This window comes from Pectobacterium artocarpous (genome assembly GCF_046159765.1).
Taxonomy (GTDB): domain Bacteria; phylum Pseudomonadota; class Gammaproteobacteria; order Enterobacterales; family Enterobacteriaceae; genus Pectobacterium.
The window spans coordinates 1-22,245 of the sequence record NZ_JBJXVK010000016.1 but is presented as its reverse complement, the minus strand read 5'-3'; the positions used below and the strand labels follow the sequence as shown (position 1 = coordinate 22,245).

The 22,245-nt window shown below is 47.4% G+C and carries 21 protein-coding genes and 1 tRNA gene; 12 read left to right on the top strand and 10 right to left on the bottom strand.

The features are described from left to right. Nucleotides 1–37: 37 nt before the first annotated feature. A complete protein-coding gene (zur, locus tag ACKQAD_RS11705) occupies nucleotides 38–547 on the top strand; it encodes a zinc uptake transcriptional repressor Zur (RefSeq protein WP_409160318.1) in 510 nt (169 codons plus the stop codon). A gap of 101 nt (nucleotides 548–648) precedes the next feature. Here zur and ACKQAD_RS11700 read toward each other — a convergent pair whose 3' ends face one another. From ACKQAD_RS11700 to ACKQAD_RS11690, 3 genes are all read right to left on the bottom strand, one after another. Then, complete coding sequence (locus ACKQAD_RS11700) at nucleotides 649–858, bottom strand: CsbD family protein (protein WP_010282913.1); 210 nt, start codon at nucleotides 856–858, stop codon at nucleotides 649–651. Nucleotides 859–1,335: 477 nt separating this feature from the next. Continuing rightward, complete coding sequence (gene lexA / locus ACKQAD_RS11695; protein ID WP_409160317.1) at nucleotides 1,336–1,944, bottom strand: transcriptional repressor LexA; 609 nt, start codon at nucleotides 1,942–1,944, stop codon at nucleotides 1,336–1,338. A 110-nt stretch (nucleotides 1,945–2,054) separates the two neighbouring features. Beyond that, nucleotides 2,055–2,420 (bottom strand): diacylglycerol kinase, encoded by a 366-nt coding sequence (locus ACKQAD_RS11690; RefSeq protein ID WP_409160316.1) that lies wholly within the window; start codon nucleotides 2,418–2,420, stop codon nucleotides 2,055–2,057. Nucleotides 2,421–2,547: 127 nt separating this feature from the next. Between ACKQAD_RS11690 and plsB the strand changes: the two genes are divergently transcribed. Further along, nucleotides 2,548–5,016: a glycerol-3-phosphate 1-O-acyltransferase PlsB gene (gene plsB, locus ACKQAD_RS11685; protein ID WP_409160315.1), complete on the top strand. Its 2,469-nt coding sequence runs from the start codon at nucleotides 2,548–2,550 to the stop codon at nucleotides 5,014–5,016. Between the two features lie 131 nt (nucleotides 5,017–5,147). On the opposite strand, the gene ubiA is transcribed toward plsB, so the two are convergent. The 5 genes from ubiA to ACKQAD_RS11660 form a co-directional block, all read right to left on the bottom strand. Further along, on the bottom strand, nucleotides 5,148–6,011 hold the full coding sequence (ubiA, locus tag ACKQAD_RS11680) for a 4-hydroxybenzoate octaprenyltransferase (RefSeq protein ID WP_409160313.1): 864 nt from the start codon (nucleotides 6,009–6,011) through the stop codon (nucleotides 5,148–5,150). Between the two features lie 12 nt (nucleotides 6,012–6,023). Next, complete coding sequence (gene ubiC / locus ACKQAD_RS11675; protein ID WP_409160312.1) at nucleotides 6,024–6,557, bottom strand: chorismate lyase; 534 nt, start codon at nucleotides 6,555–6,557, stop codon at nucleotides 6,024–6,026. A gap of 392 nt (nucleotides 6,558–6,949) precedes the next feature. Next, nucleotides 6,950–8,596: a chaperonin GroEL gene (groL, locus tag ACKQAD_RS11670; protein WP_096616408.1), complete on the bottom strand. Its 1,647-nt coding sequence runs from the start codon at nucleotides 8,594–8,596 to the stop codon at nucleotides 6,950–6,952. A 45-nt stretch (nucleotides 8,597–8,641) separates the two neighbouring features. Beyond that, nucleotides 8,642–8,935, bottom strand: a complete 294-nt coding sequence (locus tag ACKQAD_RS11665) for a co-chaperone GroES (protein ID WP_005971295.1) — start codon at nucleotides 8,933–8,935, stop codon at nucleotides 8,642–8,644. Between the two features lie 231 nt (nucleotides 8,936–9,166). Next, nucleotides 9,167–9,640, bottom strand: coding sequence for an FxsA family protein (locus ACKQAD_RS11660; RefSeq protein WP_409160311.1), 474 nt, complete (start codon nucleotides 9,638–9,640; stop codon nucleotides 9,167–9,169). A 465-nt stretch (nucleotides 9,641–10,105) separates the two neighbouring features. Between ACKQAD_RS11660 and aspA the strand changes: the two genes are divergently transcribed. From aspA to ACKQAD_RS11620, 8 genes are all read left to right on the top strand, one after another. After that, on the top strand, nucleotides 10,106–11,545 hold the full coding sequence (gene aspA / locus ACKQAD_RS11655; protein WP_409160310.1) for an aspartate ammonia-lyase: 1,440 nt from the start codon (nucleotides 10,106–10,108) through the stop codon (nucleotides 11,543–11,545). Between the two features lie 121 nt (nucleotides 11,546–11,666). After that, the gene (locus tag ACKQAD_RS11650; protein ID WP_409160309.1) at nucleotides 11,667–12,968 is read left to right on the top strand and encodes an anaerobic C4-dicarboxylate transporter; all 1,302 of its coding nucleotides are present in this window, start codon (nucleotides 11,667–11,669) and stop codon (nucleotides 12,966–12,968) included. Nucleotides 12,969–13,100: 132 nt separating this feature from the next. Continuing rightward, on the top strand, nucleotides 13,101–13,433 hold the full coding sequence (gene cutA, locus ACKQAD_RS11645) for a divalent cation tolerance protein CutA (RefSeq protein WP_409160394.1): 333 nt from the start codon (nucleotides 13,101–13,103) through the stop codon (nucleotides 13,431–13,433). Next, nucleotides 13,409–15,142 (top strand): protein-disulfide reductase DsbD, encoded by a 1,734-nt coding sequence (locus ACKQAD_RS11640; protein ID WP_409160308.1) that lies wholly within the window; start codon nucleotides 13,409–13,411, stop codon nucleotides 15,140–15,142. Before cutA ends, ACKQAD_RS11640 begins: the two co-directional genes overlap by 25 nt. Nucleotides 15,143–15,185: 43 nt before the next feature. Further along, entirely contained in the window at nucleotides 15,186–15,761 is a 576-nt protein-coding gene (locus tag ACKQAD_RS11635) for a transcriptional regulator (protein ID WP_409160307.1), read from the top strand. Between the two features lie 126 nt (nucleotides 15,762–15,887). Continuing rightward, nucleotides 15,888–15,963, top strand: a tRNA-Phe gene (locus tag ACKQAD_RS11630). Between the two features lie 179 nt (nucleotides 15,964–16,142). Beyond that, complete coding sequence (locus ACKQAD_RS11625) at nucleotides 16,143–17,414, top strand: tyrosine-type recombinase/integrase (protein ID WP_137056668.1); 1,272 nt, start codon at nucleotides 16,143–16,145, stop codon at nucleotides 17,412–17,414. A 37-nt stretch (nucleotides 17,415–17,451) separates the two neighbouring features. Further along, nucleotides 17,452–18,147: a DUF6998 domain-containing protein gene (locus tag ACKQAD_RS11620; RefSeq protein ID WP_069683787.1), complete on the top strand. Its 696-nt coding sequence runs from the start codon at nucleotides 17,452–17,454 to the stop codon at nucleotides 18,145–18,147. Nucleotides 18,148–18,261: 114 nt separating this feature from the next. On the opposite strand, the gene ACKQAD_RS11615 is transcribed toward ACKQAD_RS11620, so the two are convergent. Then, nucleotides 18,262–18,570 (bottom strand): hypothetical protein, encoded by a 309-nt coding sequence (locus ACKQAD_RS11615; protein ID WP_409160305.1) that lies wholly within the window; start codon nucleotides 18,568–18,570, stop codon nucleotides 18,262–18,264. After that, complete coding sequence (locus tag ACKQAD_RS11610) at nucleotides 18,567–18,743, bottom strand: hypothetical protein (protein WP_409160304.1); 177 nt, start codon at nucleotides 18,741–18,743, stop codon at nucleotides 18,567–18,569. Before ACKQAD_RS11610 ends, ACKQAD_RS11615 begins: the two co-directional genes overlap by 4 nt. Before the next feature lie 228 nt (nucleotides 18,744–18,971). On the opposite strand from ACKQAD_RS11610, the gene ACKQAD_RS11605 reads away from it, so the two are divergent. Both ACKQAD_RS11605 and ACKQAD_RS11600 read left to right on the top strand, forming a co-directional pair. Next, entirely contained in the window at nucleotides 18,972–20,327 is a 1,356-nt protein-coding gene (locus ACKQAD_RS11605; RefSeq protein ID WP_409160303.1) for a MobA/MobL family protein, read from the top strand. Further along, a complete protein-coding gene (locus tag ACKQAD_RS11600; RefSeq protein WP_409160302.1) occupies nucleotides 20,302–20,943 on the top strand; it encodes a 3'-5' exonuclease in 642 nt (213 codons plus the stop codon). The genes ACKQAD_RS11605 and ACKQAD_RS11600 overlap by 26 nt, the downstream gene beginning before the upstream one ends. Nucleotides 20,944–22,245: the final 1,302 nt, after the last annotated feature.

Here is a 22,245-nt window from a genome sequence, read left to right as displayed (position 1 = left end):
TCCGTCTTGTTCCTCAATGCGTCAGGATGATATGACAATGGATTCAACCAAACAGGACAAACTTCTTGCCCAGGCTGAACAGATTTGTCAGCAGCGCGCCGTGCGTCTCACGCCGCAGCGGTTAGAGGTCTTACGCCTTATGGCACAGCAGTCCGGTGCTATCAGCGCTTATGACCTGCTGGATCTGCTGCGCGTTTCCGAGCCTCAGGCGAAACCGCCGACCGTCTATCGCGCGCTGGATTTTCTGCTGGAACAAGGCTTCATTCATCGAGTCGAATCAAACAACAGCTACGTGCTGTGCCACCATATCGAAGACCACAGCCATACGTCGGCTCTGTTCATCTGCGACCGCTGCGGGCAGGTCACGGAACGTCAAACCGAAGGTGTGGAAGAAATATTACGTAGCCTGGCACAGCAGTCGGGATTTACGCTACGCCACAGCGTTGTGGAAGCTCACGGGCTGTGTGGCGGCTGTCAGGAAGTGGCAGCGTGCAATCAGCCGGATCATTGCGATCACGACCATACGGTTCCGATTAAAAAACGTTAGCGCTCATTGATGGAACCTCCCGTGTGGCAAGGGTTTTCTAGATACAAAAAACGATAGCCTCGAGGGCTATCGTCCCTTTCTGCGGATAAGTATCGCGTTCGCTACCAGTGATATTTGTGGTGCTCTTCCCAGTGTTTCACTTCTTTCTCTGCCGCTTCTTTTTCGTACCCGTAACGCTCTTGGATTCTCCCCACCAGTTGGTCACGTTTACCTTCGATGACCGTCAGGTCGTCATCCGTTAATTTGCCCCATTGCTCTTTCGCTTTACCTTTAAACTGTTTCCAGTTACCGCTGGCTTGGTCTTTATTCATAAGAATCTCCGTACCTTAGGTGTATTGCGCATCAAGGAATCGTGACTACCGACGTAGGCGCCAGTGTCAGATAAATAGGTTAATTCAGTAAGCAGCATCATCGTGTGAATCATCATCGTTTTCTTCGCCACTGTCTCCCTTGATTACCGGGCTAACCTAAATGTGCTGGCTAATGATCAATCACAAAATGATCACTTAAGATAAAAATGCTTACCTTAATAAAAATTATAGCCGAATATTTCACTTAAAATAAAAAACAAGGAATCTGTAACTAGTATGAGCACACAGAAAAGAAATACGCGGTAGAAAGCAGTGAAAAAACAGGCGGTAAGAAGAGCTGGAGAAAACTCACGTGAAATGTAACTAAATGTATACTGCTAGCAGATTAACACATGGAGCACTTAACACATGAAGCGATTAACACGCAGAACGCGATGCACTGAACTGGACAGATGAGCAGTGCATCTCTGTGAACCGTCAGCTCCAGTCGCTGTTGCGAATGACGCCAACCGCTAAGCCTTCTATAGAAAAACTTTGCTCACTCAGGTCGACAACAATCGGGGCAAACTCTTCATTTTCAGCGAGAAGGTGCACCATATTACCTTGCTTTTTCAGGCGTTTTACCGTCACTTCATCTTCAATGCGTGCCACGACAATCTGACCGTTGCGCACATCTTCCGTTTTATGTACGGCCAGCAAATCACCATCCAATATACCGATATTTTTCATCGACATGCCGCTCACCCGCAGCAAAAAATCTGCGCAGGGTTTGAACATAGCAGGGTCAACCTGATAGTGACATTCAATATGTTCCTGTGCCAGCAGAGGCTCACCTGCGGCCACACGACCAACCAGAGGAATACCCGCTTCTTCTTCCATCAGCAGACGAATACCGCGAGAAGCGCCTGAGACAATTTCAATCACGCCTTTACGCGCCAGCGCTTTTAGATGTTCTTCAGCCGCATTGGGAGAGCGAAATCCCAGTTGTTGAGCAATTTCCGCACGCGTTGGCGGCATTCCGGTCTGCGCAATATGATCGCGGATCAGGTCATAAACCTGCTGCTGCCTTGCTGTTAATACTTTCATTCCGCCCCCTGGTTGTTTATACAGTCTTGCTGTGAGTATATACAGGTAAGCCACAATTGGGAATGAAGATATAGACAAAGCCTCTGACTTTTATTCATTTATGCGTACCGTCAGGCAAAATGTTGCCAGAGGATGCTGCCCCACACGACAGCAGCTAACAAGATGGCAACAAAAACAGCCGCCGATCCGATATCTTTCGCCCGACCAGATAATTCGTGGTGCTCAGGGCCAATGCGATCAACAACGGCTTCAATGGCGCTGTTAGCCAGCTCAAATAGCATAATCAATACCACAGACCCGATCAGCAGCAGCTTCTCAACCAGCGTAACCCGCAGCAAACACGCAATAACCACGCCGACAATCGTCAATATGGTTTCCTGACGAAAGGCCACCTCATGCTGCCACGCCTGCTGTAGTCCCTTAAGAGAATAACCGGTTGCCTTAATAATCCGGGTCATCCCCGTTGCTTTATTCATTTATCCTCCGCTATTTATGCAAAATAGTTCGCATTTTAACTCGCCTGTGTTGTCTCATCACCACAGATCTCCGCTGCAGTTTCTGGTATCCTTGCGGCGCATTGCTAACAAGAGGCTCCAAGTTGTTATGTCAGGCTGGCGTAAAATTTACTATAACTTATTGAATATTCCGCTGAAACTGCTGGTTAAAAGCAAAGTTATTCCCGCAGATCCAGTGACCGAGCTGGGGTTAGATCCCTCACGTCCTATACTCTATGTTCTGCCTTACAACTCTCAGGCGGATCTCTTGACGCTACGTGCGAAATGCCTGGCATTGGGCTTGCCCGATCCCTCGCAATCGCTCGAATTCAATGGCGTCGAACTCCCTAGCCATGTCTTTATTAATGACGGGCCGCGCGTTTTCCGCTATTACGTTCCCAAACAGAAATCTGTCAAACTGTTCCACGATTACTTGGATCTGCATCGCGCCAATCCAGATTTAGACGTGCAGATGGTGCCAGTTTCCGTGATGTTTGGGCGCTCTCCAGGTCGGGAAGGCCACTCTCAGGCCACACCGCATCTGCGATTGCTAAACGGCATTGAGAAATTCTTTGCCGTCCTGTGGTTAGGGCGTGACAGTTTTGTCCGCTTCTCCAGCCCAGTGTCGCTGCGCTATATGGCGACCGAGCATGGCACTGACAAAACCATAGCCCACAAACTGGCGCGTGTCGCGCGTATGCACTTCTCCCGCCAACGTTTGGCGGCAGTTGGCCCGCGCTTGCCGGTACGTCAGGAGCTGTTTAATAAGCTGCTGGATTCCAAAGCGATCAAGAAAGCCGTAGACGATGAAGCACGCAGTAAGAAGATTTCCCATGAAAAAGCGCAGCAGAACGCGATTGCGCTGATGGAAGAAATCGCCGCTGACTTTTCCTACGAGGCCGTGCGTCTGTCGGATCGCGTTTTAAGCTGGACGTGGAACCGCCTTTATCAGGGGATCAACGTCCATAACGCCGAACGCGTTCGCCAGTTGGCGCAGGATGGTCACGGTATCGTCTATGTGCCCTGCCACCGCAGCCATATGGACTATCTGTTGTTGTCCTACGTCCTGTACCATCAGGGCTTAGTGCCGCCGCACATCGCCGCAGGCATCAATCTTAATTTCTGGCCCGCAGGCCCGATCTTCCGTCGTCTTGGCGCTTTCTTCATTCGTCGTACCTTCAAGGGCAACAAGCTGTATTCCACGATTTTCCGTGAATATCTGGGTGAATTGTTTGCCCGCGGCTATTCGGTGGAATACTTTATGGAAGGTGGACGTTCGCGCACGGGTCGTCTGTTGGAACCTAAAACCGGTACGCTAGCCATGACCATTCAGGCCATGCTCAGAGGCGGCACGCGCCCTATCACGCTGGTGCCGATTTATGTCGGTTACGAGCATGTGATGGAAGTCGGCACCTATGCGAAAGAGCTGCGCGGCGCGGTGAAGGAAAAAGAAGGCTTTATGCAGATGGTGCGTGGTTTACGCAAACTACGCAATTTGGGCCAGGGTTATGTGAACTTCGGCGAACCGCTCCCGCTGACCACCTACCTGAACCAGCATGTTCCGCAATGGCGTGATGCGATTGATCCCATCGAAGCACAGCGCCCAAGCTGGCTCACGCCGACGGTGCAGGATATCTCTATGGATATCATGGTACGCATCAATAATTCTGCGGCAGCAAACGCGATGAACCTGTGTTCGACGGCCTTGCTGGCATCGCGCCAGCGCTCGTTGACGCGCGAACAAATGCAAGAACAGCTGGATTGCTATCTACAACTGCTGCGCCAGGTTCCTTACCACAAGGATATTACGGTTCCCAAAAAGACAGCGGATGAACTGTTGGAACATGCGCTGAGCATGAACAAGTTCGAAGTCGAGAAGGACAGTATTGGCGATATCATCATCCTGCCGCGCGAGCAGGCCGTTCTGATGACGTACTATCGCAATAACATCCAGCATCTGTTGGTCTTACCGTCGCTGATCGCCAGCATCGTCATCCATCATCGCCGGATTACGCTTGCCGACGTCGTGCGACAGATCGCACTGATCTATCCGCTGCTGCAATCCGAACTGTTCCTGCACTATTCCAAAGAACAGTTAGCGGGCGTGCTCGAAACATTAGCTAATGAATTGGTTCGACAGCAGTTGCTATGCAGCCGTGACGGTGAACTAGCTATCAACCCGCCACGTATCCGCACACTGCAATTGCTGTCAGCAGGCGTGCGTGAAACGCTGCAACGCTATGCGATTACCCTGTCTTTACTGTGTGCAAATCCAGAAATCAACCGCGGCACGCTGGAGAAAGAGAGCCGGAATATGGCGCAACGCCTGTCCGTCCTGCACGGTATCAACGCCCCTGAGTTCTTTGATAAAGCCGTGTTCTCAACGTTGGTCGCCACCTTACGGACAGAAGGGTATATCACCGACAGCGCGGAAGCGGCGCAAGGCGATATCGTAGCGATCTACAACATTCTCGGCGATCTGATCAACCCGGAAGTGCGTTTGACTATTGAAAGCGCCAGCTCATCTACTGAAATGGAAGCCGATAGTCAGGCAGTGGAAGAGACAACACTGGAATAGTCAGGCTGGAAAATGGCGGATAATACGCCGCCATCAAGCCGCAGATGTGCTTAGCGTTGCAAACACATCGAGATATTCAGCCATAAAAAAAGCAGCGAGAAATCGCTGCTTTTTTACTTCTGATGTTCAGCTTACAGGCCAAACAGCACACCAATAAATATCGCCATTCCCGCATATTTATTATTGTGGAACGCCTTAAAACAGGCATCGCGCTCGCGACCGGCTGTGAGTATTTGCTGATAGACAAACATCCCACCAGCCACCAGAAGCGAAATGTAGTAGGGGGTTCCCAATCCGCTGATCTTTCCTAAAATCAGCAGCAGCGCCAGCATGCTAAACTGCAATAATCCGATGATGAGATTGTCAAAGCGGCCAAATAGGATCGCGGTGGATTTCACCCCGATCTTCAGGTCGTCATCGCGATCCACCATCGCATATTGGGTATCGTAGGCACCCGTCCAGCAGATATACGCCAGAAACATCATCCAGCAGGTCGCAGGCAGGCTTTCACTCACCGCAGCATACGCCATCGGAATCGACCAGCCAAACGCCGCGCCCAGCACAAACTGAGGAAGATGGCTGACCCGTTTCATAAACGGATAAACCCATGCCAGCCCCAGCCCTGCCACGGACAGCCAGATCGTCATCGTATTCAGCGTCAGTACCAGACCAAACGCCAGCAAGACCAGAACGACAAACAACACTTTGGCAGATTGCTCGCTCACTTCACCGCTAGGCAATGGACGAGAAGCCGTGCGTTTTACATGACCATCAAAATGGCGATCGGCATAATCATTGATGACGCAGCCCGCCGCACGCATTAAGAACACCCCGGCGACAAACACAAAGAGCGTCCACGGTGCGGGTGCTCCCCCACCCGCCAGCCACAGCGCCCATAGCGTTGGCCACAGCAGCAACAGAGAACCTATCGGTTTATCAATCCGCATCAAGCGACAATAAGCCAGCCATTTCCCTGCTGTAACACTTCTTTCCAAGGATTTATCTCCTCAAATTACCTGCCAACCTTCATCACCCGGTGTGTAATAAACCGGTGATTCCGGTAAGAAAAGCTCAGTCAACAGTAACGGATGACCCGAAAGGCACAAGCGGGAACGCCGCGCCCATAAACCTTCGCAGCATCCGGTATGAATGTAGTCACGCGTCAGCGATTTTTGCCCAAACAGATAACGACCTAACGGCTGGTTGCCTATTTTCGTCAACGCTGCACCTGCCCCCTCAAGCGTCTGTTGCGTGACAATCGTTCGGCCAAAAAGCCAGGGGCGATCGTCACCATACAGCACGACTTCACGTAGCCAGTAGCACTCACTATACGGTAGCTGTTCGCGCTCTTCGCCCAGCATTTGTGGCGTAATGAATCCCTCACGACAAAGCGTAACCCGCAGTTGGGCACAATATTTTTCCAGCCGCTGCGTCATGGAACGGGTTTCCATCAGCCAGTTACCAATGTGCTCAGGCAATACCGAAGGGGGTTCAGTAAACCAGGATATGGTGCGCAGAAGCGTTGACGCATCGTCAGACATTTCCCTACTCCCGGACAGGGTTACTTTGTAGATAAAAGCATTCGTAAATAAAGTAAGCGTCCCTATTGTAGCGCAGAATGCCTCTCTGGTAACACGCTATAAACCAATTCATCCCCGATGTGGCAACATTTCGGCAATGCAGCGGGATGCGTAACACCCATAGCGGTGCCCCTTTACTCATTTATCAGGTAATCGGCAAACGCAAAAACGCTCACCCCAGTAATTCATTGAATTGATTAACATTGAATTGATTAAATAGAAACGAAGCGCATAAAAAAAAAGCACCACCCGGTATCACGACCGGATAGTGCTCTTTAAAAAACAGGAAAGACGCGCTTCTGTAACCTGACCCTTGTCGCCGGAAAACGGCTGCCGGCGACAATGACGTCAGATTACATCATGCCGCCCATACCACCCATGCCGCCCATACCGCCAGCAGCACCTAAGTCAGGCGCATCGCTTTTCGGCAGGTCGGTTACCATACATTCGGTGGTGATCATCAGACCCGCAACGGAAGCCGCGTATTGCAATGCAGAACGGGTTACCTTAGTTGGATCCAGGATACCGAAGTCGATCATGTTGCCGTATTCTTCCGTTGCCGCGTTGTAACCGTAATTACCTTCGCCCGCTTTAACGGTGTTCGCCACCACAGATGGCTCTTCACCCGCGTTGGAAACGATCTGACGCAGAGGCGCTTCCATCGCACGCAGCGCAACTTTGATACCCACGTTCTGGTCTTCGTTCTGAGCAGACAGAGAAGCCAGCTTAGCCGCAACGCGAACCAGCGCCACGCCACCACCAGCCACCACGCCTTCTTCTACCGCGGCGCGAGTCGCAGCCAAAGCATCTTCAACGCGTGCTTTCTTCTCTTTCATTTCAACTTCAGTTGCTGCGCCCACTTTGATAACGGCTACGCCGCCAGCCAGTTTAGCCACTCGCTCTTGCAGTTTTTCACGGTCGTAATCAGACGTCGCTTCTTCAACCTGCTGACGGATCTGAGCAACACGGCCCTGAATCGCCGCTTCTTCACCCGTACCATCGATGATAGTTGTGGTGTCTTTGTTGATGACAACGCGTTTTGCCTGACCCAGATCTTCCAGCGTTGCTTTTTCCAGCTCCAGACCGATCTCTTCAGAGATAACCGTACCGCCAGTCAGCGTCGCGATATCTTGGAGCATCGCTTTACGACGGTCGCCGAAGCCCGGTGCTTTCACCGCAGCCACTTTCACGATACCGCGCATGGTGTTAACCACCAGCGTTGCCAGTGCTTCGCCTTCAACATCTTCAGCAACGATAACCAGCGGTTTGCCCGCTTTCGCTACGGCTTCCAGTACTGGCAGCATTTCACGGATGTTGGAGATTTTTTTGTCAGCCAGCAGGATGAACGGGCTTTCCAGTTCTACCGCACCGGTTTCTGGCTTGTTGATGAAGTACGGAGACAGGTAGCCACGGTCGAACTGCATACCTTCAACCACGTCCAGCTCATCTTGCAGGCCGGTACCTTCTTCAACGGTGATAACGCCTTCTTTACCCACTTTGTCCATCGCTTCGGCAATCATTTTGCCTACGGTTTCGTCGGAGTTAGCAGAGATGGTACCAACCTGAGCAATCGCTTTAGAGTCAGAGCACGGTACAGACAGTGCTTTCAACTCTTCAACTGCGGCGATAACGGCTTTATCGATACCGCGCTTCAGATCCATCGGGTTCATGCCCGCAGCAACAGCTTTCAGGCCTTCAGTGATGATAGCCTGCGCCAATACGGTTGCGGTCGTGGTGCCGTCACCTGCTGCGTCATTCGCTTTAGAGGCAACTTCTTTCACCATCTGCGCGCCCATGTTCTCAAACTTGTCTTCCAGCTCGATTTCACGCGCAACAGATACGCCGTCTTTAGTAATGGTCGGTGCACCGAAGGATTTATCCAAAACTACGTTACGGCCTTTCGGACCCAAGGTAACCTTCACTGCATCAGCCAGTACATTTACGCCGCGCAGCATTTTTACGCGAGCGTCATTACCGAATTTTACGTCTTTAGCTGCCATGGTGTATTTCCCTTAAATTCGTTCAGTTCAGATGATTACGCGCAGTTACGCTTCAACAATTGCCAGAATGTCGCTTTCAGACATGATCAACACTTCTTCGTTATCGATCTTCTCTGCCTTCACGCCATAGCCATCATTGAAAATAACGATGTCGCCAACTTTCACATCCAGCGGCTTCACTTCGCCATTTTCCAGGATACGTCCGTGACCTACGGCCAGAACTTCACCGCGGGTAGATTTACCAGCAGCGGAACCAGTCAGTACGATACCGCCAGCAGATTTTGACTCGACTTCTTTGCGCTTGACGATCACGCGGTCATGCAATGGACGAATATTCATTGATAGCTCTCCTTTGAGAAAGTCCATATCGGTTTAGGATAAACGCCGACGATGTCTTGCTTATGCTTTCCATCATTGGCCTTGTGGTGTTCTAAATGGGGACGTTTCACCGCCCTTCAAGAGAGAAAATGCATTTTTTTTGCGTTAGACGGCCACTTGCCGCTGACGGCAGAAAAAAAACAAGGATTATCAGTATGATAATCCTTATCTGTTTTTCAGTTCATCGTGACGTTAACGGTCATCACGATCGTCACGATGTTCAATATTTGCTCTCCCACCATCCTTGCGCTGGTATTCCCCTTCAAAGGTGTTACCGCCAGAAGACGACGCCGTGCCGGGGCCAGAACGCCAGATATGCAGGTGAGGCATCAGTTTGAGTGTCAGGCTTTTTTGCACCGGTGGCAGCAGAAGCAGCAACCCCAGAAAGTCAGTCAGGAAACCCGGAATCAGAAGCAGGAAGCCCGCCAGCACCAGTGACACGCTTTTAACCATTTCAGCTGCCGGGCTTTCACCTGCTGCCATTTTCTGCTGCATCTGCACCAGCGTTTTCATCCCCTGATTGCGCACCAGCGAGACCCCCACGCAGGACGTGAAGACCACCAGCAGCAGGGTCATGGCGACGCCCAGCACTTCAGCCACCTGAATAAACAGCGATATCTCGATGTAAGCCAAAAGAAAAATAAGTAATAACGGTAACCAGCGCACCCGGTTCTCCTGTGTGTTTTTACGCGTACTGTTTTAATAAAAACATGCGTTAATAAGAACGTGTTAAGCCCATCGCGATTGAAAACCCTGTACGCGTTACTGCCCATCGACTTTACTACCAATGGATTAGGCAAAATGCGCGCCCTGCTCTGCGATCCGGCACATCGTAATTTACTAAAATGGGGGCAGCTTTGCGCATCTTCAAGCCGCCGCCACACGATTATGGTTCTAACATCGTGACTCGTGACTACAGTCACAGTTCATTTACCGTAGCAGTAGAGAACGCCAGTATAGTGATCTAAACACCTGTTTTTCGCTGTCGTAACGACATATCCTCACGGCAATGGATATATGGTTGGTCAAACATCCCAAGACTATTGCCGAGATAAGGCGGTTTATCCGAGAAATACACCAGCCCACAACGTCTAGTCATATCACTAGTCGCACAACAGGATAGGCACTCTCATGTCAGAAAACATCCGTATTGAAGAAGACCTGTTAGGCACCCGAGAAGTTCCCGCAGACGCGTATTATGGCATTCATACGCTGCGCGCCATCGAAAATTTCTACATCAGTAACAATAAAATCAGCGACATCCCCGAGTTCGTGCGCGGCATGGTCATGGTGAAGAAAGCTGCGGCGTTGGCGAACAGAGAACTGCAAACTATCCCGAAAAAAATCGCCGACATCATCATCCGTGCCTGTGATGAAGTGCTGAATAACGGAAAATGCATGGATCAGTTTCCGGTAGATGTCTATCAGGGGGGCGCTGGCACGTCGGTCAATATGAATACCAACGAAGTATTAGCCAATATTGGTCTGGAACTGATGGGTCACCAGAAAGGCAAATACCAGTATCTAAGCCCCAACGATCATTTGAACAAATGCCAGTCCACCAATGATGCCTACCCCACCGGATTTCGTATCGCGGTCTACGTGTCCATACTGAAGCTGACGCAGGCGATAGCGAAGCTGAGCGATGGCTTCGAGCATAAAGCCAAAGAATTTGAAGACGTGCTAAAAATGGGGCGAACCCAGTTGCAGGACGCGGTGCCAATGACGCTCGGCCAGGAGTTTCATGCGTTTAACGTGCTGTTGCAGGAAGAAATCAAAAACCTGCTGCGCACGGCGGAACTGCTGCTTGAAGTCAATCTGGGGGCTACCGCGATCGGTACGCGTCTGAATACGCCAGACGGTTATCAGCAATTGGCGGTGCATCGTCTGGCGGAAGTCAGCGGCCTGCCGTGCGTGCCAGCAGAGGATTTGATCGAAGCGACATCAGACTGCGGCGCCTATGTGATGGTACACAGTTCGCTGAAGCGTCTGGCCGTGAAGCTGTCGAAGATCTGTAATGATCTTCGTTTGCTCTCTTCTGGCCCCCGTGCGGGACTGAATGAAATCAACCTACCGGAGCTACAGGCGGGTTCCTCGATCATGCCCGCCAAGGTTAACCCTGTCGTGCCGGAAGTCGTCAATCAGGTGTGCTTCAAGGTCATCGGTAACGACACCTGCGTCACCATGGCATCGGAGGCCGGGCAATTGCAGTTAAACGTGATGGAACCGGTCATCGGCCAGGTAATGTTTGAATCGACCCACATTCTCACCAATGCCTGCTACAACCTGCTGGAGAAATGCGTTAACGGCATCACCGCGAATAAAAGCGTGTGCGAAGCCTATGTCTTTAACTCCATCGGCATTGTGACGTACCTGAACCCGTTCATCGGCCACCACAACGGCGATATCGTCGGCAGAATCTGCGCGGAAACGGGGAAAAGCGTGCGCGATGTCGTACTGGAGCGCGGCCTGCTGACCGAAGCCGAGCTGGATGACATTTTGTCCATCCAGAACCTGATGCACCCGGCGTACAAAGCTAAACGCTATACCGATGAAAACGAGCTGCCCTAACACCGACATCTAATTCCAGCAGGCACGTCCGTTCACGAAGAACCGCGTGCCTTTATTTTTTGCCGCCCACAGGCATAAGAATAAGTTATGAAATTTTTATTATTAATTAAGGAGCATAGTCATGCTTGGTCTTGAGTTGTTTATCGTTCTGCTCGCCATCTATTTGGGGGCACGACTGGGAGGCATCGGCATTGGTTTCGCCGGTGGCCTGGGAGTGCTTATTCTTACGCTGGGGTTTCAGATAAAGCCCGGCGTCATTCCTTTTGATGTCATTGAAATTATCATGGCCGTTATCGCCGCCATTGCCGCCATGCAGGTGGCGGGCGGAATGGATTATCTGGTCAGTCTGGCGGAGAAACTGCTGCGTAAGCATCCGAAATACGTCACCTTTCTTGCACCGCTGGTCACCTACTTCATGACGATTCTGGCTGGAACCGGGCACACCGCGTTTTCCACCCTGCCTGTTATCGCCGAAGTTGCCAAGGAGCAGGGGATTCGCCCTTCTCGCCCGCTTTCGATTGCCGTCGTTGCCTCGCAAATCGCCATTACCGCATCGCCAATCTCTGCGGCAGTGGTGTTTGTCGCCGGTATTCTTGAGCCGCACGGGGTCAGCTATCTGCTGCTGTTAGGTATTTGTATTCCTACCACGCTGGCAGCTATCCTGCTGACGGCGATTGTGACCAACTTTCTGGGTAAAGAATTGAAAGACGATCCGATTTATCAGGAACGTCTGAGAAAAGGCGAAACTACGCTGCGCGGGAATAGCCAGCATGAGATCAAACCCGGTGCCAAGCTGTCCGTGATGCTGTTTCTGATCGGTATCGTCGCTGTGGTGCTGTATGCTACCGCAATCAGCGGCACCGTCGGGCTGATTCAGAACCCGGTTCTGCCGCGTAACGAAGCCATTGTGGTCTTTATGCTGACCATCGCCACGCTGATTTGTATCACCTGCAAAATCGACACCGCGCGCATCCTTTCCGCCAGCACGTTTAAGTCTGGTATGAGTGCCTGTATCTGCGTGATGGGCGTTGCCTGGCTGGGCGATACCTTTGTTAAAGCACACATTTCCGATATTCAGGACACCGCAGGTGCGCTGCTGCAAAGCTACCCGTGGATGCTGGCCGTTGTGCTGTTCTTCGCCGCCACGCTGCTTTATTCCCAGGCAGCAACGGCAAAAGCGCTGATGCCTGCTGCGCTGCTGTTGGGCGTGTCTCCGGTCACGGCTGTGGCATCTTTTTCCGCCGTTTCCGCCCTGTTCGTTCTGCCGACCTATCCTACCCTGCTGGCGGCAGTGGAGATGGACGACACGGGCTCAACGCGCATCGGTAAGTTTGTGTTTAACCACTCCTTCCTGATTCCGGGCGTGATGGCGATTACGCTGTCGGTAATATTTGGCTTTATCCTCGGCAGCATCCTGATCTAAAGATTCCCCTTCAGACAGACCTTCGTGGATCGACTTGGCCCGTCGATCCGCATCATTTCCTCACACAAATAAAGCGAGGTATAGTGTGGCTCTGGTTGTCTGGGATTTTGTTCATCTGACACGGAGGATATGATGTCTAACCGCCCGCTTTGCGCTGCCGTCGTCATATTATGTACCGCACCTGACGACGCCTGTGCGCAACAGCTTGCTCATTCGCTGCTGGAAATGCGGCTTGCCGCCTGCGTCACCCTGCTACCTGGCGCACGTTCGCTCTATTACTGGGAAGGCAAGCTCGAACAGCAATCAGAAGTACAAATGCTGATAAAAAGCGACACCTCACATCAGCAAGCGCTGCTGACTCATCTGAAACAACAACACCCTTATGATACGCCGGAGCTGTTAGTTCTGCCGGTATCCGGGGGCGATAGCGATTATCTGACATGGCTCAACGCATCTTTACGCTGATTTTCCTGTTATGGACGGCTTTTGGCACACCCAGTGTGGCCGCCTCTTCTTTCGAGCAGAAGCTATTTGGCAACAGCACGACATCGCGCTTTCTGCCAGTCGATGACGCTTTCGCCTTTGAGTTTCAGCAGCAGGGGAACCGGCTCAATCTGCGCTGGGACATCCATCCCGATTACTACCTGTACCGCGCGCAAATCAAGATCGAAGGAAACGACGCCACGCTCGACAAGGTGGAACTGCCACAGGGCGAAAGCCATAACGACGAATTCTTCGGTCAGGTCTTTATTTTTCGGGATCGATTGGCGCTAGCGGTTCCAATTGAACGGGCTGAAAACGGCGCGACGGTTAAAGTCACCTATCAAGGCTGCGCCGATGCAGGTTTCTGTTATCCGCCGGAAACGCACGTCGTTCCTCTCAGTCAGGTGCTGACTAACGCAGGTACGGATGCACCGCTCAATACCCCATCAAGCCAAAGCGCACCACCGCAGAGCACGCCGATGCCATTCTCACCGTGGTGGGCGCTGTTGATTGGTATTGGCGTTGCCTTTACTCCCTGCGTCCTGCCAATGTACCCGCTGATTGCCAGTCTGGTGCTGGGCAGAAAAGAACAGCTGACGCCGCGCCGCACGCTGCTGCTGTCAATGACTTATGTTCAAGGCATGGCGCTGACCTACACGCTGCTCGGGCTGGCTGTCGCTGCCGCCGGATTACGCTTTCAGGCAGCGCTCCAACATCCTTATATTCTGATTGGCTTGTCGGTGATGTTTGCTGCGCTGGCGCTGTCAATGTTTGGTCTGTATACGCTCCAGCTCCCGTCATCGGTACAAACCCGGCTGACAGAGTGGAGCAACCGTCAGCAGGGCGGTTCTGTCACGGGGGTCTTCTTCATGGGCGCACTGGCAGGGCTGATTTGCTCTCCCTGCACTACGGCGCCGCTCAGCGCCATCCTGCTTTACATCGCCCAGAGCGGCAATATGCTGGCAGGCAGCGGCACACTCTACCTCTACGCGCTGGGCATAGGCTTACCGCTCATTCTGGTCACGCTGTTTGGCAATAAACTGCTGCCACGCAGCGGCCCGTGGATGCAGTACGTTAAGGAAGCGTTTGGCTTCATCATTCTGGCACTGCCCGTCTTCCTGCTGGAACGCATTCTGGGGGAAATCTGGGGAATCCGCCTGTGGAGCGCGCTGGGTATCGCCTTCTTCGGCTGGGCGTTCATGCTGACGCTGCGCAGCAGTAAAGGCTGGATGCGCGGCGTGCAGCTACTGCTGCTGGCAGGCGTAGTAATCAGCGCCAAACCGCTACAAGACTGGGTATTCCCTCCAACGGGCGTGGCGCAACCCCACACATCGGCACTGAACTTCACCCCTGTCGCCAATATTGCCGATCTCAACAGCGCGCAGGCAAAGAGCACTCAGCCTGTTATGCTCGATCTTTACGCAGACTGGTGCGTAGCCTGCAAAGAGTTTGAGAAATACACCTTCAGCGCCCCCGCAGTGCAAAGCCATTTATCGCGCATCACCCTACTACAGGCGGATGTCACCGCCAATCGCGAAGAACAAAATGCGCTGCTGAAAAAGCTACAGGTTTTAGGCCTGCCGACCATCGTGTTTTTTGACGCACAGGGGAAAGAGATCCCCGGCTCGCGCGTCACCGGTTTTATGAATGCTGAACAATTTCAGGAACATTTGCAGAAGTTCAGCCCATAAACGACACTTTCAATTCGCTTGTTGTGCTTCTGGAGGAGACCTAATGCAACGGGAAGACGTTCTTGAACATGCGCTTACGCTACTGGAGCAGCACGGTTTTGCCATGACGACGCTGGATATGCTGGCGGAGAGGCTCGGGGTTCCGGTAGAAGAACTGACGCCATTCTGGCCGGATCGGGAAGCGCTGTTGTACGACAGCCTGCGTCACCATAGCCAGCAGGTCGATACCTGGCGGCGCCAACTGCTATTGGACAACGAGAAAACCATTGAGCAGAAGCTACTAGCACGCTATCAAGTGCTGTATGAATCGGTGAACAAACAGCGCTATCCGGGCTGCTTGTTTATTGCGGCGTGCAGCTTCTTCCCTGATATCAATCACCCCATCCATCAGATTGCCGAACAGCAAAAACTGGCGTCTTACCAGTACACCCACGATTTGCTGGAAGAACTGGAAACCGACGATCCAGAAATGGTGGCACAGCAGATGGAATTGATTCTGGAAGGCTGCCTGAGCAACCTGCTGGTCAAGCATCAGGCCGCCAGTATCGCCACCGCTCAGCGGCTGGCAGAAGATGTGTTACGTTTTGCACTGTGTCGCAAAAACGGCGCACTCACCTGACTTCAGGCACAAAATGCGATAAAGCCCGTATTTTGGCTGAAAAGTCGGCAGTCAGCAGGGTTTTCCGCGCTTTCGTTGATAAACCCGTTGACGCCGTGCAGCCAATACGGTTTAATGCGCCCCGTTGCCCGGATAGCTCAGTCGGTAGAGCAGAGGATTGAAAATCCTCGTGTCCTTGGTTCGATTCCGAGTCCGGGCACCACTATTCTATAAATGGACGTCAATCGACGTCCATTTTTTCTTTTAAAGTCAACATATTATTGACTCCAGCCCTTCTCCCACCGCTATCTGACTTTCATCGGCAAGCGTCATCATTTGATGGTATATTCGTTGGTATCTTTAGTTCGATACGATTTGTACCATCAAAAGAGGGGGTGAATGATGGCTCTCACTGATGTCAAAGTAAGAAATGCCAAACCCGCCGATAAGCCTGTAAAGCTCACAGACAGCAGCGGCATGCATCTTCTGATTCATCCGAATGGGTCCAAGTACTGGCGTCTGCAATATCGCTTTGCAGGAAAGCAAAAGCTACTGGCTCTGGGGGTTTACCCCGCTGTATCACTTGCCGACGCACGTCACCGCCGTGATGATGCCAGAAGATTAATTGCTGCTGGTATTGACCCATCTGAAAAGAAAAAATCTGATAAAGTTGAACAAAGCGGCACACTGGCTTTTGAAGCAGTTGCCAGAGACTGGCATGCAAGCAACATCAAATGGTCAGAAACACATGCTGAAAGGGTGATGAACAGCCTGACCAATCATGTGTTCCCTGTCATTGGTAAACGAAACATTACTGACCTCAAAACCCGTGACCTGCTTCAGCCAATCAAGATGACTGAAAAATCAGGTCATCTCGAAATTGCAGCCCGTCTACAACAACGTATCACCGCAATCATGCGATATGCTGTCCATAACAGTCTTATCGAGAGTAATCCTGCTCAGGATTTAGCTGGAGCCATTGCAACAGCAAAAAGGGTTCATCGTCCTGCTCTTCCTTTTGAACGCATTACAGAGCTTCTCAGCCGCGTTGAGAGCTACAGAGGAAGACCGCTTACCCGTCTTGCTGTTAAGCTAACTTTGCTAACTTTCGTTCGTTCCAGCGAACTACGTTTTGCCCGCTGGTCAGAAATTGATTTCAAAAATGCGTTGTGGACCATTCCTGCAGAGCGTGAGGAGCTTCTGGGAGTGAAACACTCCAGCCGTGGCTCCAAGATGAAAACGCCTCATCTCGTCCCATTGAGCCGACAAGCCGTCTCTATTCTGAAAGAGATCCAGAATCTCAGCAAAGATCCGAAAATTATTTTTACGGGCGATCACTATGCAGATAAGCCTATGAGTGAAAACACGATCAACAACGCTTTACGAAAAATGGGCTATGACACCAAAACAGAAGTTTGTGGTCACGGTTTCCGTTCTATGGCCTGTAGTGCCTTGATTGAGTCAGGCTTATGGTCAAAAGATGCTGTTGAACGCCAGATGAGCCATCAGGAGCGTAACAACGTTCGCGCTGCTTACATCCATCTTGCCGAACATCTGGATGAGAGAAGGCTGATGTTACAGTGGTGGTCTGATTATCTTGATGCCAACAAAGACGATATGGTTAGACCATTTGAGTTTGCCCATAAAATAAGTAGTCGGAAAAGCCACGGATGACCGGATACTGAATAAAATAAAAATAAGGAAATAAAATATGTCATTATCACAATTCCAAATTATTCAATCATTAGGAAAATCTTTAGAATGGCTGCAACAAGAATTATCATGGGGTGTTTCTGCCCAAGAACTTAGCCATTTAACGGGAAGGATTGGTGAATTGTATACAGCTATGTATACATATGGCCAAATGGCTTTAGAAAATAACCAGCATGGGTATGATGTAATTAGTTCAGAGGGGGAGAGAATATCAGTAAAAACGATAACTACAAGTAATCACGTATCATTTACAAAATCAACATTATCATATGTTGATAGGATAGTAATTTTAGAAATAAACACTACAGATTTAGAAATAAACATATTAGTAGACTCTAAAAAAGAAGAACTACTACCATTATTAAGAGATACAAATGGTAAAAAACTGCTTTACCCATTAGGCAATAAGATAAGAGACAAAAATGCAATAAAATCATCAAAAACAAGAGAAATAAAACCACTATCTGAAATGGAAATCAGAGAGGAAGTTTACTACAAAAATCATATAATAAGACAATATGAAAATGGTACTATTGAAGTATTGACCGATGGAATATCCGAAAAAATAACAAAACCAACTTTAATAAAAATAGCAAAAGAATTAAGTGTAAGCCCTATCAACAGTGCTGGTTCTAAGATGAACACTCGACAATTAGGAGATAAGGTAATTAAAAATATTAAAGCGATAATATAATTTAAATTATACTTTAATATCTTATGGCTACCGCGCCCCTAAAACTTTAGGGACTTGCTCAACGCGTCATAAACTCAAAACAAGTTTTAAGTTCATGACGCATTTACATAAAAATCATTTATCCTCCTCCTTCCATGAAATTAATATACTTTCGCCTTTTTTTAATGTTCTAGAATCATCAATATACTGTTTAGTAATTTCTAACAAACCAATAATCTTAGATAAATTATCGTCAATCTCTCGATAATCCATATTTAGGACTTTAGCTACTGAAGCACCTAATTTTATAAGTTTGTTAGCTCTTTCCTTCCTTTCTGATTTTTTATTTCTAGCAACAGCCTGCTTCTTTTTTTGCTTCAACAAAGCAAGTTGTTTTTGATGGTATAAAACTCTATCTTCTATTTTTTCCATATTCCCACTCATACTTTAAAGCCCTTCTTTCTGGCGTTAGAAATAGCCTGCTTTGTCATTTTGTCGAAATGACGCCCAGCTACTTTTATATCATCGCTATGATTTTTCTTTTCAATACATGAAGCACCAACCCAAAAAATAAATACCATAAAAAAACACATCATCAATGCACCAATAATAAACATCGTCAGTTCCTTTTTTGTTTTGTTATTATTCAGTAATATATTTTAGTGCATTTGTCAAAAGGCTTTCTTTGTGTTATTAAATAAACATAAGGAAAGCGACATTGCTTATTTTAAGCCAAGCGAAAGCGAGGCGAAAAATAAAAAAGCAATGCCCACTTACACAAACTAAAGTTTGTAGTGGTCCCTGCGGGGCTAAGGTCAAAATCAAAAGAAAAAAGGTTTACTCATATGGCTATATATAGTTTTCAATGTAAGGTTGTAGCAAGAACAAAACGTTTAAATAATGCTGTGGCTCATGCGGCATATATTAATCGTATTGATCTTGATAATAGCCGTGATGGCTCAAAATGGCGTTATGGTCATAGCAACGAAGATGTATATAAATCTGGTGTTATCCTTCCAGATAAGGCCGATGAAAAATTTTCTGACCCGTCTTATTTATGGAATGAAGTTGAAAAAAAGGAAAATAGATCCAATAGTCGTTTGGCGCGGTCTTTTATTATTGCTTTACCAAATGAGCTAACACCAGAACAAAATAAAAACTTGATTGAAGATTACATTAAAAACCATATGACAAGCAAAGGTATGATTGTAAACTACGCCATTCATATAGATGATACTAATAATTTTCATGCCCATTTGATGACCACTACAAGAGAACTTGATAAATCAGGATTAGAGTTCGCAAAAAAGATCGTTATAGGCAGAACATGGAACGATGATGATTTTCTTGAAGGGTTGAGGAAAGGCTGGGCTGATACAGCTAATACTCATCTGGCAAAGCTTGATCATCAGGTCAGGATTGACCACAGAACACTATCAGCGCAACGTGATGAAGCTATCGAACAATTTGAAATAGCTACCACTGCGGAAGCAAAAGCAGAAGCTTTATCCCGTGCTGTAAGTCTTGACAGACCAGCAATACAGCGTATTTGGCGTAGTAAGTTAGATACAGAAGAAGGCAAGGCTTTACGTGAAGCACAACAAGACAGAAGAGATCTGCAGCTCATTATTGCTGAAGAGACTAAAAGGAGTGTTTTGTCTTTACCACAAGAGATAGTTTTAAATAACTTTACTCCTAAAAAAATAAAATCAAAATCCAAAACAAAAACTACTATTGAGAAAACACGCCCCGCCCCAGAAGCAGTTTTAAAAACTGCTGATAAAGGGGGAGAGATAATAGATCTCAAATATAGTCCTTTTGGTAAGTTAATATTAAACATTCAAATAATGTATAACGAGCACAAGAAAAAATCTATTGGTAAGAAGCTAAATAAAAGAATAAGGAAGATAGAAAAGGCAGACAAAATAGGTGGTGGCAAAGGCGGTTATTTTGCTAGACATTTAGATAATGATTATTTAGTTGAGGATAATATCCAACCTATACCAGAAGAACGCAAGGAAGATGAATATACGAAGCTGCAGAAGTTTTTTGATGATGTAAATAAACGCGGTATTGAGCTAAACAATAAAAAAGAAATGATGCTTAAAGCTGAACAGGAACATAAAAAGATGCTATCACAACAACCTAAACATAAACCAAAAGAGGACGATCAAAATGATAGACACATTAAATATAAATGAGATATCAGAAAAGTATAAAAAAATATTTGATGAAGGATGTATTATTTTAGATGCAGAAACAACTGATCTATATGGTGAAGTAATAGAACTCGCAATAATTAATAATGAAGGTTCTGTTTTGTTCAATCACAAGATAAAACCTAAAGAGGAAAAAATAACACCTACCGCTGAAGCTATTCACCATATATCTATGGAGATGCTAAAGGATGAAAAAGAGTTATCCTTGTATATGGATGAGCTAACAACTATTTTTTCAGATTATAAAAATCTTGTCATATACAATGCTGCGTTTGATCTTGAATGCTTACAGCAATCATTAAGAGCGAATGACGTATCCGAGTTTTTCGATTGGGGTTTCAAATGTCCTGATCTTAATATTGAATGCGCAATGCTTGATTATGCGTATTATTATAATGAGTATAGCTATTACTTTAATGATTATAAATGGCAAAGATTAGAAGTAGCGGCAAGAAGATTTGACTTTGATTTTACTAACATCACACCACATAGAGCGTTAAGCGATTGTTTAATGACGCTACACGTCATAGAGTCAATGGCTAAAAAGAGAAGCGAGAAATTTTATTCTCTTGCTGATTTTTTCAATAAAAAAATATAGCAGGATACAAATATGTATTTCTTTTATTTTTTAAGCAATTATTGCGGTGGGATTTTTTATTCTTTACAGATCTAGTTTAACTTATTTTTTATTGGTGCCTCATGAAATGGCACCTTACTATTTTATATTTTTCTGTTCTGGTTTTTCATATTCTTTTTTTATTTAATTTTTTTTACTAGTACTACTAGAATTTTATCCGCTTAGGTTCTGGGGTTTTAGATGGCGACTTTCAGTCGTAGTAGTTTTCCGTCAGGAAAACTTAGTTTTTCTTTAAGCATTCCCCCCCTACCCCCCACGCCAAAAATGGAAAGACAGAAGATGCTCATTGCGTCTTGAAAATATTCAGAACGTTTCCATTCTGATACTTCCCCCACGACCCACGCAAACAATACCATTGTTATTTTAAAACACTTCTCGTTTTACTAAAGAAGCTATACTAATGTTCTAAAAGACTTTAGGTATTGCGATTCAGGTTGGCAGCTACGTATCACCCGGCACTGCCACAATAACATAAGAATCGCCAATCACTTGAGGAACCTTCATTCTTACACCTGATACAAGCAGGTTTTAACGTTATTGCTTTTGAGGATTAAAAAGGATTCTGGAAATGGTATTTAAAAGACTTGTAAAAAGTTGGGATTTAGATTTGACAAATATAAGTTGATTAGATAATACTTTATTTATATTTGTAATCACGTTCCTGTTTAACTGATTACAAGACTTAAAAAAGTCAGCGAAAACTTTTTTAGTCCTTAAAAAGTCAGATCTTAAATCTGGCTTTTTTTGTATCTTCATTTTTTATAGATCTCTATATATCACCTGTCAAGCATGAATAAATAATATTTTTAACACCATGATCAATTAGACAAAACCAATAAATAAAAAAGGCCAGATAAAGTATGTGATTCGCAGACGCTTAATGCGTTAAACAGTATGAATAAGTAAAACTGTTTTCAATGCCATTCATGACAATCCCTCCAAACAACAAAAGACAACATATTTAACTCATAACCAATTGTTTAAATTAAAAAAAACAACAAAATATAATGACAATATGATGTTGTCATAAAAAAATCATTTAAAGTCACATAGTTAGAATGCAATGACAACAAATTATTGTTTTTAATTGATTTTTTCATAAGCCATATAATAAAATGATGGTATATCCGTTGGTATAAATGAGGTTTATATGAAAAAATATCAATATAATTATACTATTAATATATATTGCGGGTGCGAGTCCGGCACCACCTTTCCTTTTTTATGCTTCCTTATCAATCCCTATATTGTTGCGATTCAATA